The organism is Rhabdaerophilum calidifontis (assembly GCF_008641065.1).
Lineage (GTDB): Bacteria > Pseudomonadota > Alphaproteobacteria > Rhizobiales > Beijerinckiaceae > Rhabdaerophilum > Rhabdaerophilum calidifontis.
In genome coordinates this window covers 319,330-334,344 of the sequence record NZ_VTRS01000002.1, presented here as the reverse complement: position 1 = coordinate 334,344, position 15,015 = coordinate 319,330, and the positions used below count along the sequence as shown (strand labels likewise).

At 69.7% G+C, this 15,015-nt stretch carries 14 protein-coding genes and 1 pseudogene; 11 read left to right on the top strand and 4 right to left on the bottom strand.

Annotation, left to right across the window (positions count from 1 at the left end):
• Positions 1–4: 4 nt before the first annotated feature.
• From FWJ24_RS06285 to FWJ24_RS06270, 4 genes are read left to right on the top strand one after another with little or no spacing between them, the layout of a single operon-like run.
• The gene (locus FWJ24_RS06285) at positions 5–1,249 is read left to right on the top strand and encodes a carbohydrate ABC transporter permease (protein ID WP_150286937.1); all 1,245 of its coding nucleotides are present in this window, start codon (positions 5–7) and stop codon (positions 1,247–1,249) included.
• A complete protein-coding gene (locus tag FWJ24_RS06280) occupies positions 1,246–2,325 on the top strand; it encodes a carbohydrate ABC transporter permease (protein ID WP_150286936.1) in 1,080 nt (359 codons plus the stop codon). The genes FWJ24_RS06285 and FWJ24_RS06280 overlap by 4 nt, the downstream gene beginning before the upstream one ends.
• Positions 2,325–3,422: an ABC transporter ATP-binding protein gene (locus FWJ24_RS06275; RefSeq protein WP_150286935.1), complete on the top strand. Its 1,098-nt coding sequence runs from the start codon at positions 2,325–2,327 to the stop codon at positions 3,420–3,422. Before FWJ24_RS06280 ends, FWJ24_RS06275 begins: the two co-directional genes overlap by 1 nt.
• A gap of 7 nt (positions 3,423–3,429) precedes the next feature.
• Positions 3,430–5,793, top strand: coding sequence for a TIM-barrel domain-containing protein (locus tag FWJ24_RS06270; protein ID WP_150286934.1), 2,364 nt, complete (start codon positions 3,430–3,432; stop codon positions 5,791–5,793).
• 84 nt (positions 5,794–5,877) lie between these two features.
• Here the strand turns inward: FWJ24_RS06270 and hutX are convergent, their stop codons facing one another.
• Genes hutX through FWJ24_RS06250 form a run of 4 tightly spaced genes read right to left on the bottom strand, consistent with a single transcriptional unit; the run spans position 5,878 to position 9,939 of the window.
• Positions 5,878–6,435, bottom strand: coding sequence for a heme utilization cystosolic carrier protein HutX (gene hutX, locus FWJ24_RS06265; RefSeq protein WP_425468906.1), 558 nt, complete (start codon positions 6,433–6,435; stop codon positions 5,878–5,880).
• Between the two features lie 4 nt (positions 6,436–6,439).
• Positions 6,440–6,781 carry a heme-degrading protein HmuQ gene (hmuQ, locus tag FWJ24_RS06260; protein ID WP_150286933.1) on the bottom strand — a complete coding sequence of 114 codons (342 nt, stop codon included), beginning with the start codon at positions 6,779–6,781 and terminating at the stop codon, positions 6,440–6,442.
• A 47-nt stretch (positions 6,782–6,828) separates the two neighbouring features.
• Positions 6,829–7,854 (bottom strand): energy transducer TonB, encoded by a 1,026-nt coding sequence (locus FWJ24_RS14910; protein WP_150286932.1) that lies wholly within the window; start codon positions 7,852–7,854, stop codon positions 6,829–6,831.
• A 3-nt stretch (positions 7,855–7,857) separates the two neighbouring features.
• Positions 7,858–9,939, bottom strand: a complete 2,082-nt coding sequence (locus FWJ24_RS06250; protein ID WP_150286931.1) for a TonB-dependent hemoglobin/transferrin/lactoferrin family receptor — start codon at positions 9,937–9,939, stop codon at positions 7,858–7,860.
• A gap of 210 nt (positions 9,940–10,149) precedes the next feature.
• Between FWJ24_RS06250 and FWJ24_RS06245 the strand changes: the two genes are divergently transcribed.
• The 7 genes and pseudogenes from FWJ24_RS06245 (at position 10,150) to FWJ24_RS14715 (ending at position 15,009) form a co-directional block, all read left to right on the top strand.
• Entirely contained in the window at positions 10,150–10,356 is a 207-nt protein-coding gene (locus FWJ24_RS06245) for a hemin uptake protein HemP (RefSeq protein ID WP_150286930.1), read from the top strand.
• Positions 10,357–10,364: 8 nt separating this feature from the next.
• On the top strand, positions 10,365–11,318 hold the full coding sequence (locus FWJ24_RS06240; protein ID WP_246155567.1) for a heme/hemin ABC transporter substrate-binding protein: 954 nt from the start codon (positions 10,365–10,367) through the stop codon (positions 11,316–11,318).
• Entirely contained in the window at positions 11,315–12,409 is a 1,095-nt protein-coding gene (locus FWJ24_RS06235; protein WP_425468905.1) for a FecCD family ABC transporter permease, read from the top strand. Before FWJ24_RS06240 ends, FWJ24_RS06235 begins: the two co-directional genes overlap by 4 nt.
• A complete protein-coding gene (locus FWJ24_RS06230) occupies positions 12,406–13,215 on the top strand; it encodes a heme ABC transporter ATP-binding protein (RefSeq protein WP_150286929.1) in 810 nt (269 codons plus the stop codon). Before FWJ24_RS06235 ends, FWJ24_RS06230 begins: the two co-directional genes overlap by 4 nt.
• Before the next feature lie 79 nt (positions 13,216–13,294).
• Positions 13,295–14,170, top strand: coding sequence for a PhnD/SsuA/transferrin family substrate-binding protein (locus tag FWJ24_RS06225; RefSeq protein ID WP_150286928.1), 876 nt, complete (start codon positions 13,295–13,297; stop codon positions 14,168–14,170).
• Position 14,171: 1 nt separating this feature from the next.
• A pseudogene (locus FWJ24_RS14955) lies at positions 14,172–14,504 on the top strand (ATP-binding cassette domain-containing protein); the annotation flags it as partial.
• Between the two features lie 16 nt (positions 14,505–14,520).
• Positions 14,521–15,009: an ATP-binding cassette domain-containing protein gene (locus FWJ24_RS14715; protein WP_206110807.1), complete on the top strand. Its 489-nt coding sequence runs from the start codon at positions 14,521–14,523 to the stop codon at positions 15,007–15,009.
• Positions 15,010–15,015: the final 6 nt, after the last annotated feature.

The window sequence follows — 15,015 nt, the reverse complement described above, 5'->3', positions numbered from 1 at the left end:
CGTCATGGCCTCCCTCCCCGATCCTTCCGCGCCCGCGGGCGCCCGGTCGGCCGGCGATCTCGCCGGCTGGCTCTGGAGCAAGCTCGGCGATGCCCTGGACGGCCCTTTCCGGGCCCTCCAGCGGCATATCGGGGCAAACCGGATGGCCTATGTCTTCCTGGTCCCCAACGTGCTGGTCTTCGGCCTGTTCTCCTTCTGGCCGATGATGCTGAACTTCTACATCGCCTTCACGGGTGGCCAATCGGCGATCCTCGCCGAGCGGCCCTTCGTTGGGCTCGAGAATTTCCGCGAATTGCTCGATTGCGGCAGCTGGCTCGACCCGAAATCCTGCCCCGTCGCGGGGTTCTCGTTCTGGACCGGCATCTGGAACACGCTGTTCTTCGCGCTCGTCCAGGTGCCGGTGATGATCGTGGTCGCGCTCGCGACGGCGCTGGTGCTCAACCGCGACATCGCGGGACGCGGCTTCTGGCGCGCGGTGTTCTTCTACCCCGTCATGCTCTCGCCGGTGGTCGTCGCGGTGATCTGGGACTGGGTGCTCAAGCGCCGTGGCATCCTCAACGCGCTGATCGATGATGCCGTGACGGGCTGGAACGCCTTCGTCACCAGCGGCTGGTTTCCGTTCGTTGGCGGCTTTGTTCTTGCGGCATTCCTTCATCTCATAATGGCGCGGCTGTTTCGCCTGATGAAGGTTCCGCGCAGCGAGATTTGGGGAGCGGGCGTCGGCATCGGGCTTGCGCTGCTGCTCGTGTTCTCGACGGCCTTTCGAGAATTCCTGACCCTTCCCGATTACCGCCCGGTCAACTGGCTGATCGATGTGCGTTCCGGCTGGCCGATGTTCTGGGTGATCTTCGTCTATACCTGGGGGCATCTCGGTTTCTACATGCTGATCCTGCTCGCCGGGCTTCAGGCGATCCCGAAGGATCTCTACGAGGCGGCGGAAATGGACGGCACCTCGAAAGCGCGTCAGTTCTGGCGGATCACGCTGCCGCTGCTGATGCCGACGATGGTGGTGGTGCTGGTGCTCTCGCTGATCCGCGCGTTCCAGGCCTTTGATGAAATCTACGTGCTGACGGGCGGCGGGCCGGGACAGGCGACCAAGCTCATCATCCAGCATGTCTACGAGATGGCGTTCATCGGCGACGCGAAGCGCTACGGCATCGCCTCGGCCTCCTCGGTGCTGGTGGCGGCGGTGCTGCTGGTGCTGACGCTCGGACAGCTCGCCGCGACGCGCAGGAGGGCCGGCGGATGATCAACACAGCCGATCTCTCGGCCTTCCTCGGCCGCCGGCGCGGCCGCGCCGGGCTGCACTGGACCGACTGGCTCGCCTATTCCTATCTCGTGCTCGGCGTGCTGATCGTGCTGATGCCGATCCTGTGGATGTTCCTGTCCTCGATCAAATCGCCGCGCGCGCTGGTCGAGAACGATCCGCGGATGCTGCCCTACGAGCAGGTCCAGGTTCCGGCGCCGGACGGCGCGCGGCAGCTCGGCGTGTTCGTCTGGACGAAGCCGGACGGAACGAAGGCCGATGTCGCCTTTGTCGGGCCGCGCGGCCTCAATGCGAGGGTCTTCGAACTCGGCCGGCCGGACCAGATCATCGAGGTGCCCCGCGCCCAGCTTGAGCGCAAGGACCGGCTGAGCCCGCGCTGGGAGAACTATACCGAGCCGACCCTCGGCTCGACGCAATCGCGCACCTTCAACTTCCTGCGCTATTTCTGGAACTCGACCTTCGTGACGATCGTGGCGACCCTGCTCACGCTCGTCGTCAACGCCATGGCGGCGTTCGCGCTCTCGAAATACCGGTTCCGCGGCCGCGATTTCATGGTGATCGTCATCGTCTCGACGCTGCTGATCCCGCCGACGGTGATCCTGGTGCCGCTGTTCATGACGGTGTCGTCGCTGGGGATGCTCAACTCGCTCTGGGGCGTGATCATCCCGGCAATCGCGACGCCGACCGGCGTCTTCCTGCTCCGGCAATACATGCTGACCATCCCCGACGAACTCCTCGAGGCGGCGCGGATGGACGGCGCCTCGGAATGGAAGATCTTCTGGCGGATCATGCTGCCGCTCTCGCTGCCGGCGCTGTCGGTGCTGGCGATCCTCTCGGTCATGTGGCGCTGGAACGATTTCATGTGGCCGCTGATCGTGCTCACGCAATCCGAGGTGTTCACCCTTCAGCTCGGCCTCTCGACCTTCAAGGGCGAACTCAACGACAACATGCATTACCTCCTCGCCATGACCGTCCTCACCCTGCTGCCGGTGACGCTCGTCTTCGTCTTCCTGCAGAAGCACATCACCACCGGCATCGCCAATACGGGGCTCAAGTGATGGCAACGCTCACGCTCCGCTCGGTCACCAAGTCCTTCGGCCCGGCCCGGGTCATCCACGGCATCGATCTCGAGATCGGCCATGGCGAGTTCATCGTCTTCGTCGGGCCCTCGGGCTGCGGGAAATCGACGCTGCTGCGCATGATCGCCGGGCTCGAGAGCGTCACGACCGGCGCGGTCGAGATCGACGGGCAGGTCGTGAACGACATCCCCGCCGCCGAGCGCGGGCTTGCGATGGTGTTCCAGTCCTACGCGCTCTATCCGCATATGAGCGTCCGGCAGAACCTCTCGTTCGGGCTCGAGAACATCCGCACGCCGAAACCCGAGATCGCGCGGCGCGTGGCCGAGGCGGCGCGCATGCTGCGCATGGAGCACCTGCTCGAACGCCGGCCAGGCCAGCTTTCCGGCGGCCAGCGCCAGCGCGTCGCGATCGGCCGCGCGGTGGTGCGCGAGCCGAAGATCTTCCTGTTCGACGAGCCGCTCTCCAATCTCGACGCGGAACTGCGCGTGCAGATGCGCGTCGAGATCGGCAACCTGCACCAGCGCCTCGGCAACACGATGATCTATGTCACGCATGATCAGGTCGAGGCCATGACGATGGCCGACCGGATCGCGGTGCTGAAGGATGGCAGGCTCGAGCAATTCGGCCGGCCGCTCGACCTCTACAACCATCCTGCGAACCTGTTCGTCGCCGGCTTCATCGGCTCGCCGCGCATGAATTTCCTCAAGGGCACGCTCGAGGCGGCCGATGCGCGCAGCGCGACGGTCGCGCTCGCGGCGGGCGGGCGCCTCGCCCTGCCCTGCGAAGCCGGCGCGGCGAAGCCGGGGGATGCCGTGACGCTCGGCATCCGCCCCGAGCATATCACGCCGATCGAGGCCGGCCAGGGCGACGCGACGCTCGCCGTCCAGGTGACCGAGCAGCTCGGCGGCGAGAGCTATCTCCACGGCACGCTCGCCTCCGGCGAGACGCTGACGATCCGCCTGCCGGGCCAGACGCGCGTCCGCCGCGGCGAAACGATCGGGCTGCGGCTCGGCGAGCCGGCCGCGCGCCGGCTCTTCGACAGCGCCAGCGGCGCCGCCTATCCGGCACTATCCTGAGGGTTCCATGCATATCCTGACCGATGTTTCCGCACCTGCGCCGCATCCGCAGGGGCTCGACGCCACGCTTGAAGGCGGCTGGCGGCTGCGCATCCGCGCCATGGACGAGACGCTGCTGCGCATCGTCGTCGAGCCGGCGGAGGGTCTTCCGCTCGACCGGAGCTGGATGATCGCGCCGCAGGGCGACGTGTCCTGGGAAGGGCGCCATCGCGACGATCTCGCGGGGTTCGCCCCGCCGGCGACCGCGATCGCGACCCAAGACGCGGCGACGATCCTCACCGCCGGGGCCTTCCGCGTCACGCTGCGCCCGGCGCCGTTCCGCCTCGCCGTGGAGCAGAAGGTCGGCGGGGAATGGCGACCCTGGATCGAGGATCGCGCGACCGGCGGCTTCGCCCTCGCCGAGCGCGGCCAGCGCATCCGCCATTTCCATCAGCGGCCGGAAAGCGACCGGCATTTTGGCCTCGGCGACAAATCCGGCCCGCTCGACCGCACCGGCCGGCGCTTCCGCGTGCTCCAGCTCGACGCGCTCGGCTACGATGCCGAGATCGGCGACCCGATGTACAAGCATGTGCCCTATCTCGCCGTGCAATCGGGCGGCGTCACCGGCGGGCTGTTCTATGACAGCCTCGCGCCCATGACCTTCGATCTCGGCTGCGAGCGCTCGAACTACCACGGCATCTACCGCTATGTCGAAATCGAGGAGCGCGGGCTCGATCTCTGGCTGATCGCCGGGCCGGACCTCGCCGCCGTCACGCAGCGCTTCACGCGGCTCACCGGGCTGCCGGCGCTCCAGCCGCGCTGGAGCTTCGGCTTTGCCTTCACCACCATGCACCATGCCGACGATCCCGAGGCCCAGGCGGTGATCGAGGCCTTCGCCGCGCGCTGCCGCGCCGAGAAGATCCCGATCAGCGCCATCCATCTCGGCTCCGGCTATTCGAGCCGCGGCCAGCGCCGCTATGTCTTCACCTGGAACCGCGCGAAATTCCCTGATCCGCAGGCGCTGTTCGCGAAGCTCGGCGAACTCGGCTTCCCGAGCGTCGCGAACCTGAAGCCGGTTCTGATCGACGACCATCCGGATTACGCCGAGGTCAGGGCGGCGGGCGGCTTCGTCAAGGACGGAGCGGGGGCGCCGGTCGTCGAACAATTCTGGGACGGGATGGGCTCCTATCTCGATTTCACCAATCCGGAAACCGTGCGCTGGTGGCAGGCGCGCTTCCGCAAGCAGGTGCTCGATCCCGGCTTCGATGCCGGCTGGAACGACAACAACGAATACGAAATCGGCCGCGAGGACGCGATGGCGACCGGGTTCGGCCGGCCCTTCCCCGCCCCGGCCGCGCGGCCGCTGCACGCGCTGCTGATGACCCGCGCGACCTACGAGGCGACGCGGGCGCACCGGCCGGACCGGCGGCCATTCACCATCACCCGCGCCGGACCGGCCGGGCTCCAGCGCTATGCCGAGACCTGGTCGGGCGACAATTCGACCTCCTGGCACACGCTCAAATGGAACCTGCGCAACGGGCTGTCGCTGGCGCTGTCCGGCCAGTCGAAGGTCGGGCACGATATCGGCGGCTTCACCGGCCCCCGCCCCTCGCCCGAATATCTGTGCCGTTCGGTCGAGATGATGGCGCTGCATCCGCGCGCGGTGATGAATTCCTGGAAGCCGGATGTCGCCCATGGCGCAGCGGCAGCGACCACGCCCTGGCTCCATCCCGAGGTGCTGCCGGAAATCCGCGCCGCGCTCGACCTGCGCACCACCTTCCTGCCGCTCATCTACAGCCTCGCCCATGCGGCGAGCGCGGAGGGTGTGCCGATCATCCGGCCGCTCTTCTACGATTTTCCCGACGATCCCGGCGCCTATGCCGACCAGGATGCGATGATGCTCGGGCCGGATGTGCTGTTCTCCCCGGTCGTCACGGAGGGCGCGCGCGAGAAGACGCAATATCTGCCGGCGGGACCGGCAGGCTGGATCGAGTTCGCGACCGGCCTGCACCATCCCGCGGGAACTCTGGTCACGGTCGCGGCGCCGCTCGGCCGCCCGCCGGTCTTCATCCGGGCGGGCGCGGTTCTGGCGCTGGCGGCCGCGACGCCGGATGTGAAGCCGCATGACGCGCCGGCGCGGCGGCTCTATCTCGCCATGGCCGGCGCGAGCGGCACCGGAACCGGCCGGCATGTCGAGGATGACGGGGTGAGCTTCGCCTATCGCGACGGCGGGCTTCTCGATCTCGGCTTCGCGCTCGCCTGGTCGCCGTCCGGCGCGGATCTGCGGATCACCCGCCGCGCGGGGCGGCTCGCGATGCCTGCGGCCTCGGATTGGCGGCTCGACGGCCCGCAAGGCGCGCCGCACGGCGTTCGGATCGCGGTCGAGGATTGACCGCGATCCGCCGGGGTCCGGAGGGGCCGGCACGCCGGACACCCTTCGGGAAACGGCCGGATGGGGAGCCCGGCCGAATCTGGTTCAATGGGCGCGGGTCCAGTCCGTCCGGAGGGCCTCGAAGGCCGCGAGCTGGTCGGGCAGCAGGTCACGGGCCTTGTCCCGGCGGACGAAGACCTTGAACATCACCTCGCCGTCGCCGTTGAAGAACTGGACCGAGCACGAGCGCCGGCCATGGAAGAGCCGATCGACCAGGTAGATCGCCCGGCAATTGCCGGCGCGGATATGCCCGCCGATCGGGCTGTCGCCATGGATGTTGAAATAGCCGGCACCGAAACTGCCTTTCGGCAGCGCGCCCTCGCATTCGAGCACGATATCGGGCGTGTGCACGATGAAGAGCACCTCGCCCCAGCCGGTGAGCCGCTCCCAGAGCCGCTCGAAATCCTCCGGCGGCACGAAGACGCGCTCGCGGGCCGGCAGCATCTCGAGCACGAGCTGGGTCGGAACCCCGGCCTCGCGCGCCACCGCCTCGATCACGCCGTCGGGCTTGGCGGCGATCCGCTCGGCGACGAGCGCCAGCCGGTCGCTCATCGCTGCGGGACTGATGCCGTGCGGGACGGCAGCACTGGCTTCCGCGCCCATCGCCTCACTCCGCCGCCTGCGGTGCCGCGCGGTTCTCCTCGACCAGCACGGCCGAGAACCCCTCGAATTCCGGATGGCCGAGCAGCGTCTGGGACGGCCCCTTGCCGGCATTGGCATGCGCCTTGCGGAACTGCTCCGAACGCGTCCAGACGCGGAAATGCTCCTCGCTGGCCCAGATCGTGTGCGAGGCATAGAGCACGTGATCCTCGCGCTCCGGCCCCTTGAGCAGCGCGAAGGACACGAAGCCCTCGAGCTCGTGCAGCAGGCTCTCGCGCGTGCGCCAGATCGTCTCGAAATCGGCCTCTCGCCCCTTGGCGACGCGGAAGCGGTTCATGGCGACATACATGGGTCTCTCCTGTTGTGACTCCGGGCGATGGCGGGCATCCCGGCCCGTCAGTCCCGGAGGTCGTAGCGCATCCCGATCGTGACGGTGAACGGCGCCGGGGCGCCCTCCGGCACGGCGGGGAACGGTTCGGCGCGGCGCACCGCCGCAAGCGTCGCGGCATCGAGAAGCGATTGCCCCGAGCCGCCGGCCAGCGCGGCATTGGCGACGCGGCCATCGCGGCGCAGTGTGATCGTGACCACGTTGCGGCCGCCGATGCCGCGGTCGCGCGCGGCTTCCGGATAGGTCTTGTAGCGCGAAAGATGCGCGACAAGCCGCGAACGGTAGGAGGCGATCTCGGCGGTGCCGGCGCTGGCGGCTGCGCCGCCCGAGCCCCCCGCGGCCGAAGCCTGGCGCGTCACCGCCTGCTGGCCGGCCCCCTGGCGCCCGCGCGCCTCATCGGCCGCACGCGGCGCGGCCCTGGTTTCACGCGGCGCGGCCCTGGTTTCACGCGGCGCGATCCTGCTCTCGCGTTGAGGGCGGGCCGCAGGCCTCGGCGCGGGTTCCGTCTTCGGTTCCACGCGGGGTGGCGCCGGCGGCGGCAGCGCCACGACCGGGTCGACCGGTACGGGCGCCAGCGGCTCCTGAACCGGAGGCGGCGGGGGCATATCAACCGGCATGGGCGGTTCCGGCGGCGGAACGGCGATTGCCACGAGTTCGGGCGGCGGGACCGCATCGGGCGGGGCAATCTCGGGCATGTCCGGCTCGGTCATCGCCGGTTGGGCGCCCTCCTGGGCGGAATCGCGCTCCTCGGCGCCGATCACCGCCATCTCGATCGCCGCCGCCTCGCCCCCGCGCGGCGTCTCGGGCGCGGGCCGGGCCGGCAGCAGCACGATGGCCGCCGCTGCGGCGCCGAAATGCAGCACCAGCGACAGCGCGATGCCGGGACCGAGCCGCCGCGCCCCGGCGATGGCCGGGCAGAGGCCCACCCGGCCCGGTGTCGGCGGGTATCCGGCGCCGACCGCGCGGTCCGGCTCCGGCAGGGAGAAATCCCGGCCGGCCTGCCGATCCGTGCGCATCACCGCCCCGCCTGCCATCGGTTACATCCCGAACCGGGTCGTCAGCCCGAACTTGGTGACGAGCCCCGGCGAGCGATCGCTGTCGCGGTAGCGGCGATAGCGGACATCGCCGAGATTCTCCGCGATCGCGAAGATGCGGGTATCCTTGGCGATCTCGTAGGTCACGTTCGCGTCGACCAGCGCATAGGCCTTGCTGGCATTGGCGGCGAGCGAGGCAGCCGGCAGGCGGCGCTGCTCGTCGACAAGGGTCAGCCGCCCGCCGACGACGAGGCGCTCGTCGAAGAAGCGCAGCCCGCCGGACAGGACCAGCCGGTCCGGATAGACGGATTCGAGCGGCTGGCCGTTGGTCTTGTTGTCGCCGCGCGTCACCGAGCCGGCGAGCGCCACGAACCAGCGCCGCGCGTCATAGGTAACCTCGCCCTCGAAGCCGCGCAGCCGGGCGCGGGCGATGTTCTTGTAGGTATAGGTGGCATCCGCGCAATTGGCCGCCGGGCCGGCGCCGCAGGGCGCGCCGGGATCGGTGTAGACGCCCTCGATGAAGTTCCGCACGCGGTTCTCGAACACCGCGAACTTGGCGCGGAACCGGTCATCGGCCGCGAGCAGCCCGTCATATTTGAGGTTGAGCCCGGCCTCGACCGTCTTGCCCACTTCCGGCTTGAGATTCGGGTTGGGAACGAAGGTGAAGCTCGCCGGGACGGGATGAAGGCCGTTGACCAGCGTCTCGGTGATGGCCGGCGCGCGATAACCCTCGGCATAGGTGACATAGGGCTGGATGCCCTGGATCGGCGTGACGCCGACCGTGATCTTCGGCGAGACGCGCTGGCCGTCAGAGCGCGTGGTGGCGCCTTCAAGCTCGTAGGCATCGTAGCGGAAGGCGCCGATCACGTCGACGATCGACCATTTGACGTGGTTCTGGATGAAGCCACCATAGACGCGCCGCCGGCCGCCCGGCGTCGTCTCGTCGCCGTTGCTGAACGGGTCCGAGGTGCGCACCCGGTCCTCGAACATGTCGAAGCCGTAGGTGACGGCCATGGTGGCCGGGCCGATCCGGAAGCGCGTGGTGTTGTTCACGTCGAAACCGGTGGTCTCGATGTTGAAATAGCGGCTCTGGCCGATCTGCGCCGGGGTGCCGGAGATGCGGACCTGATCGGTTTCGGTCGTGGTGCGGTAGAGCGAGGCGTTGAGGTTCAGCCAATCGTTGTCCGGACGCGAGAAGCTGTATTTCGCGACGAGATTCGAGGTCGTCACCTCATTGGCGCGGCGCGGCGAGGTGCTGGTGCCGACACCGTTCGCGAATTCGTAGCGCTGGACCTGCGCGGAGAGCTTCAGCATGTGCCCGTCGCCCGGCGTCAGGACGATCTTGCCGATGCCGGACACCAGATCCTGGCCGCTATCGGCGATCGCATTGCCGCCGCCATCCTTGTAGCGGTTGAGGTTGCGCCCGGCGATGCCGATCAGCCCCGAGGCCCAATCGGTCGCGCGGACCGCGCCGATGCCGGAGCCATAGACGCCGGTTTGCCGGCCGCCGACCGCGGCGGTGGCGCCCAGCTCGGTGGCGAACCGCTCGCCGCCGCGCAGGATATCCTTCGGATCGACCGTCTCGAACGAGACGCCGCCGCCGATGGCGCCGGAGCCGTAGATGTTCGCGACCGGGCCGCGCGTCACGTCGATCGAACGCAGGAAGGCCGGATCGAGGAAGAAGGCGCCGTTGGCATTGTGGCCGGAGCGCTGGAAATTCTGCCGTGCCCCGTCCACCGTCACCGCGACGCGACCGAAATCCTGCAAGCCGCGGATATTCACCGCGGTAGCGGGATCGTTGGGGTTTTCCTGCGTCGTGACACCGGGGATCTGGCTGAGGATCGTGCCGAGCCGCTGCGGTTGCTGCGCGCGGATCTCCTGCCGGCTGCGCACCGAAACCGAGGCGAGCGCGTCGACCGCCCGCTCCTCGGTGCGGGTCGCGGTAACCGTGATCTCGTCGAGTTGGCCGGCAACCGGTGCCGGCGGCGCGACCGGCGCATTCTGCGCGACGGCAGAAACACTCGCCAGTGCGAGTGTCCAAAGGGAAACCGGCGCCAGACGCGCCGCGGCGGAAAGATGACCCATGCTATGCCCCGAACCTGTTCGGTTGGCTGGCTGGCACGGCGGGCGGACCCGGGGGCTGGCTGGCTCACGATTGCGTGCCGCGAGACCCTCCCGGCCGCGGCTCTTGACCGTGGGTAATAATTCTGACACTCCAAGTCAATGATCTATCGCATTGAAATTGCTCAGTTTTTATCGGTTCTAAACTGGGCGTCTCTCTGGAGTCAATCCAAAATGCAGAACTCCCCGAACGACGACAAGGGCTTCGCGGCCACGGGCCGGCCTCCGGTCGGCTCGCCCCTGCCCCCCGCCTCCGGCACCGGCGCGGCCATCGATGTCCGCGCGCTGCTCGGCCCGGCGCGCGAGGCGATCCTCGTCCATAACGGCGAGCATTACCGGCTGCGCGTCACCGCCAACAACAAGCTCATCCTGACGAAGTGAGGCCCGCCATGATGACCGCCGCCATGTTGGCGCCTGCCTCGCCGAACCCCGCCGCCGCGCGCCGCGCCACCCGTTCGCCGTTCGGGCTCGTGACGGCACTCGCCGCCGGGCTGCTGCTGGCGGGGGCCGGAGGTGGGGCGCGCGCCGAAGCGCCGCCGCAGCGGATCGTCGCCGCGGGCGGCGTCATCACCGAGATCATCTACGCACTCGGCCGCCAGGACCGGCTGGTCGGCGTCGATTCGACAAGCCTTCATCCGCCGGAAGCGCTGCGGGCCAAACGCGGCATCGGTTATGTCCGGGCGCTGTCGGCGGAGGGCGTGTTGTCGCTGAACCCCGATCTGGTCCTCGCGGTCGAAGGCGCCGGCCCGCCGGATGCGCTGAAGCTGCTGCGCCAGGCCGGCGTGCCGATGACCATGATTGCCGAGGATCTCTCCGAGGGCGGCGTCGCGGCGCGCATCCGAGCTGTCGGCGCCGCGATCGATGCAGCGGCGGAGGCAGAGGCGCTCGCCGCGCGGGTCGACCGGGACCTCGCTGCGCTCGCGGCCGAGCGGGCGGCGATCCCGGTGCGCAAGCGGGTGCTGTTCGTGCTCTCGCTCCAGAACGGCCGGGTGCTCGCCGGCGGCCGCAACACCGCCGCCGCGGCGATGATCGCGCTCGCCGGGGCGCACAATGCCGCCGATTCCATCGAGGGCTACAAGCCGATCTCCGATGAGGGGCTGATCGCCGCGGCGCCGGAGGTGATCGTCATGATGAAAACGGGCGACCATGCCATCGGCGCCGAGGATCTGTTCGCGCGGCCGTCGTTCAAGGCATTGCCGGCGGCGGGGCCGCGGGCGCTGGTGACGATGGACGGGCTCTATCTGCTCGGGTTCGGGCCGCGCACGCCCGATGCGGCGCGCGACCTGATGCGGGCCATCGCGGCCTTCGGCCCCGATGCCGGCCGCCGGACTACGGCGCCGTGAGCGCCGCGCATCCGGCCATCGCCGCCGGAACGCTCGCCGCGCTCGCCACCGCAGGCCGGCGGCGCGTAGGGCTGGTGCTCGCTGCGAGCCTTGCGCTGCTGGCGGGGCTCGGCGCGCTCGCCATCGCGCGCGGGGCAGTGCCGATCCCCGCCGGCGAGGTGCTCGGCGTGCTGTTCGCCGCCGCCACGGGCGAGACGCCCGAGGGGCGGCACGCGCTCGTGATCCTCGGCGTTCGGCTGCCGCGGGTGCTGCTCGCGATGCTCGTCGGCGCGGCGCTGGCGCTTTCGGGCGCGGTGATGCAGGGGCTGTTCCGCAACCCGCTCGCCGATCCCGGCCTGGTCGGCGTTTCGGCGGGCGCGGCGCTTGCGGCGGGGGCGACGATCGTGCTCGGCGACCGCTATCTCGCGCCGCTGATCGGCGCCCTGCCCTTCGCAATTCTGCCCTTCGGCGCCTTTCTCGGCGGGCTCGCCTCGACGCTGACGCTCTACGCCATCGCGACGCGGAACGGCCGCACCTCGATCGCGACCATGCTGCTCGCCGGCGTGGCGCTCGGGGCGCTCTCGGGCGCGCTGTCCGGGTTCCTTGCCTATCTCTCCGACGACAGGCAATTGCGCGACCTTGCCTTCTGGTCGCTCGGCAGTTTCGGCGGGGCGAGCTGGGTCAAGCTCGCGGCGGTGGCGCCGATCATCCTGCCGCTCATCGCCGCGGCGCCGTTCCTCGCGCGCGGGCTCAACGCGCTGGCGCTCGGCGAGGCCGAGGCGTTCCATCTCGGCATGAAGGTGCAGCGCATCAAGAATGCGGCGATCCTGCTCGTGGCGCTGGCGGTGGGGGCAAGCGTGGCGGTTTCGGGCATCATCGGCTTCGTCGGCATCGTGGTGCCGCATCTCGTCCGGCTGGTGCTCGGCGCCAATCACCGCGTGCTGCTGCCGGCCTCGGCGATCGGCGGGGCGACGCTGCTGACCGGCGCGGATCTGCTGGCGCGCACGCTCGTGGTGCCGGCCGAGCTGCCGATCGGCATCCTGACGGCGGCGCTCGGCGCGCCGTTCTTCCTCTGGCTGCTGCTGCGCCGCGACGCGGGGCTCTCCGCATGAGCGCGCTGTTCGAAGCCGAGGATGCCGGCTACGCCGCCGGCGGGCGGATGCTGGTGCGGGAGGCCGACCTCGCGCTCGAACCCGGCCGGGTGGTGGCAATCGTCGGCCCCAACGGCGCCGGCAAGACGACGCTGATGAAGCTGATGACCGGCGAACTCACCCCGCATGCCGGCGCGATCCGCAGCCTCGGCGCGCCGCTCGGCCGGATCCCGGCCTGGCGGCTCGCCTGCCGGCGCGCGGTGATGGCGCAATCGACCCGCCTCGCCTTTCCCTTCGCGGTGCACGAGGTCGTCCGGCTCGGGATCGAGGGGATCGGCCGCGCCCGTGCGCCCGAAGCGGCACTGAGCCTTGTCGCCGAGGCGCTCGAACGCGCCGATGCGCTGGCGCTCGCCGGCCGCGATTACCAGACGCTTTCCGGCGGCGAGCAGCAGCGGGTGCAGTTCGCCCGCGCGCTCTGCCAGCTCCGGGCGGGCGCCTCCGTCGAGGCGGCGCAGGCGCTGTTCCTTGACGAGCCGATCGCCAGCCTCGATCTCTGCCACCAGCTTGCGCTGCTCGACGCCGCCCGCGATCTCGCCCGGCATGCGCCGGTCGCGGTGCTGGCGATCCTGCACGATCTGAACCTCGCCGCGCATTATGCGGATCATCTCGTGGTGATGGATCAGGGAGCGATCGTCGCGGCCGGCCCGCCGGCGGCGGTGCTCGATCCGGCGCTGCTGCGCCGCGTCTTCCGCGTCGCGATGGCGATGCCCGCGGGGCCGCCGCCGATGCCGTTCGTGCTGCCGCAATTCTGCCGCCCGGTGGCGTGAACGGCGGGCGCGATTGTCACGCGCCTGTCGTCAAGCACAGGTAGCGGAATCGCCCGGAAACCGATCCGGAGGAACGCCCATGCTTGCCCGCCGCCCCGTCCTCGCCGCCGCGTTCGCGCTGGCAGCCGGCCTTGTCGCGATGCCCGCCCTTGCGCAGGAGCGCGTGCGCTTCGCCGTGACCGATGTCGACGGGATGGAGAGCCTCCAGCGCGAATTCGGCCCGTTCAAGGCGGCGTTCGAGAAGGCGTCCGGCCTCAAGGTCGAGTTCTTCGCGGTCTCGGGCCGCACGGCGGCGGTCGAGGCGATGAACGCCGATCAGGTCGATTTCGTGCTGACCGGCCCGGCGGAATACGTGGTGTTCAACGCCCGACTCAAGGCGCAGCCGGTGGTGGTGTGGGAGCGGCCGAATTACCGCTCGTCGATCGTGGTGACGGAAGAGAGCCCGATCAAGGCGCTGTCCGAACTCAAGGGCCGCAAGATCTCGTTCGGCGAGATCGGCTCGACCTCGCAGCATCTCGCGCCGGCGACGATCCTCGCCGATGCCGGGCTCGTCTACGGCAAGGATTACGAGCCGGTCTTCCTCAAGGTCAATGTCGCGGCAGAGGCGCTGCTGCGCGGAGACATCGCCGCGATCGGCATGAACCAGACGCATCTCGAGCGCGTCCGCAAGGCCTTCCCGGAGCGCAAGTTCCGCACGTTGGGCGATGGCGCCGCGCTGCCGAACGACCTCGTCCTCGCCTCGGCGAAGGTCGATCCCAAGGTGGTCGAGAAGTTCCGCAACGCCTTCCGCGACCATGGCGAGGCGCTGCTCGCCGCGATCGTCTCGACCCCGGAGAACAAGAAGTTCTCCGGCGGCCGCTTCCATTATTCGGTCTCGGACAAGGATTACGATCCGGTCCGGAAGATGTTCGTCAATGTCGGCGTGAAGGAATTCACCAAGTTCATCGGCAACTGACATGAATCCGGCGCTGCCCTCGCCGCCCCCGGCCGCGGGGTCCCCGCCGGACGGAGCGGCGATCCGCATCGAAGGCGTGACGAAACGCTACGGCGCGCGCGGCGTTCTGGACGGGGTCGGCCTCACGATCGCGGATGGGGCCGCCGTGGCGCTGATCGGCGCCAATGGCGCCGGCAAATCCACCCTGCTCAAAGCCTTGATCCGGCTCGTGGAGCCGGATTCCGGGCGCATCACGATGCTCGGCACCGAAGTGACCGCGCTGAACCGTGCCGCCCTGAAGACCTTCCGGGCGCAGGTCGGCATGGTGTTCCAGCGCCACAACCTCGTGGGGCGGCTCTCGGTGCTGACCAATGTCGTCCACGGCGTCCAGGCGCGCGCGGGGGCCGCGCACCTGGCTGCAGGCGCTCGCGACGCGCGAGACCCGCGAGGAAGCGCTCGCCTGCCTCGATGCCGTCGGCCTCGCCGATCGCGCGCGCCAGCGCGCCGATTCGCTCTCCGGCGGCCAGTCGCAGCGCGTGGCGATCGCGCGGATGCTGATGCAAAGGCCGCGGATCGTGCTCGCCGACGAGCCCGATGCCAGCCTCGACCCGCGCGCCGGCGAGGAGGTGATGGGGCTGCTCTACGACCTCGCCAAGCGCAAGGGCGCGACGCTGGTGGTGATCTCGCACCGGATCGAACACACGATCCGCTTCTCCGACCGGATCGTCGGGCTGGCCGAGGGGCGGATCACGCTCGACACCGCCTCGCGCACGACCAGCGCCGGCGATCTCCTCGATTTCTTCGGCCGGAACGACGAAGCCGCGCCGGAGATCCGCCCGGCGGCGAGCGCTGCCGCATGAAGACGC

Coding starts and splice junctions, on each gene's coding strand:
- hmuQ (WP_150286933.1), bottom strand. CDS start 6,781: ATGTATGTCGCCATGAACCGCTTCCGCGTCGCCAAGGGGCGAGAGGCC.
- FWJ24_RS06280 (WP_150286936.1), top strand. CDS start 1,246: ATGATCAACACAGCCGATCTCTCGGCCTTCCTCGGCCGCCGGCGCGGC.
- FWJ24_RS06230 (WP_150286929.1), top strand. CDS start 12,406: ATGAGCGCGCTGTTCGAAGCCGAGGATGCCGGCTACGCCGCCGGCGGG.
- FWJ24_RS14910 (WP_150286932.1), bottom strand. CDS start 7,854: ATGGCAGGCGGGGCGGTGATGCGCACGGATCGGCAGGCCGGCCGGGAT.
- FWJ24_RS06240 (WP_246155567.1), top strand. CDS start 10,365: ATGATGACCGCCGCCATGTTGGCGCCTGCCTCGCCGAACCCCGCCGCC.
- FWJ24_RS06275 (WP_150286935.1), top strand. CDS start 2,325: ATGGCAACGCTCACGCTCCGCTCGGTCACCAAGTCCTTCGGCCCGGCC.
- FWJ24_RS06270 (WP_150286934.1), top strand. CDS start 3,430: ATGCATATCCTGACCGATGTTTCCGCACCTGCGCCGCATCCGCAGGGG.
- FWJ24_RS06245 (WP_150286930.1), top strand. CDS start 10,150: ATGCAGAACTCCCCGAACGACGACAAGGGCTTCGCGGCCACGGGCCGG.
- FWJ24_RS06285 (WP_150286937.1), top strand. CDS start 5: ATGGCCTCCCTCCCCGATCCTTCCGCGCCCGCGGGCGCCCGGTCGGCC.
- FWJ24_RS06225 (WP_150286928.1), top strand. CDS start 13,295: ATGCTTGCCCGCCGCCCCGTCCTCGCCGCCGCGTTCGCGCTGGCAGCC.
- hutX (WP_425468906.1), bottom strand. CDS start 6,435: ATGGGCGCGGAAGCCAGTGCTGCCGTCCCGCACGGCATCAGTCCCGCA.
- FWJ24_RS14715 (WP_206110807.1), top strand. CDS start 14,521: ATGTCGTCCACGGCGTCCAGGCGCGCGCGGGGGCCGCGCACCTGGCTG.
- FWJ24_RS06250 (WP_150286931.1), bottom strand. CDS start 9,939: ATGGGTCATCTTTCCGCCGCGGCGCGTCTGGCGCCGGTTTCCCTTTGG.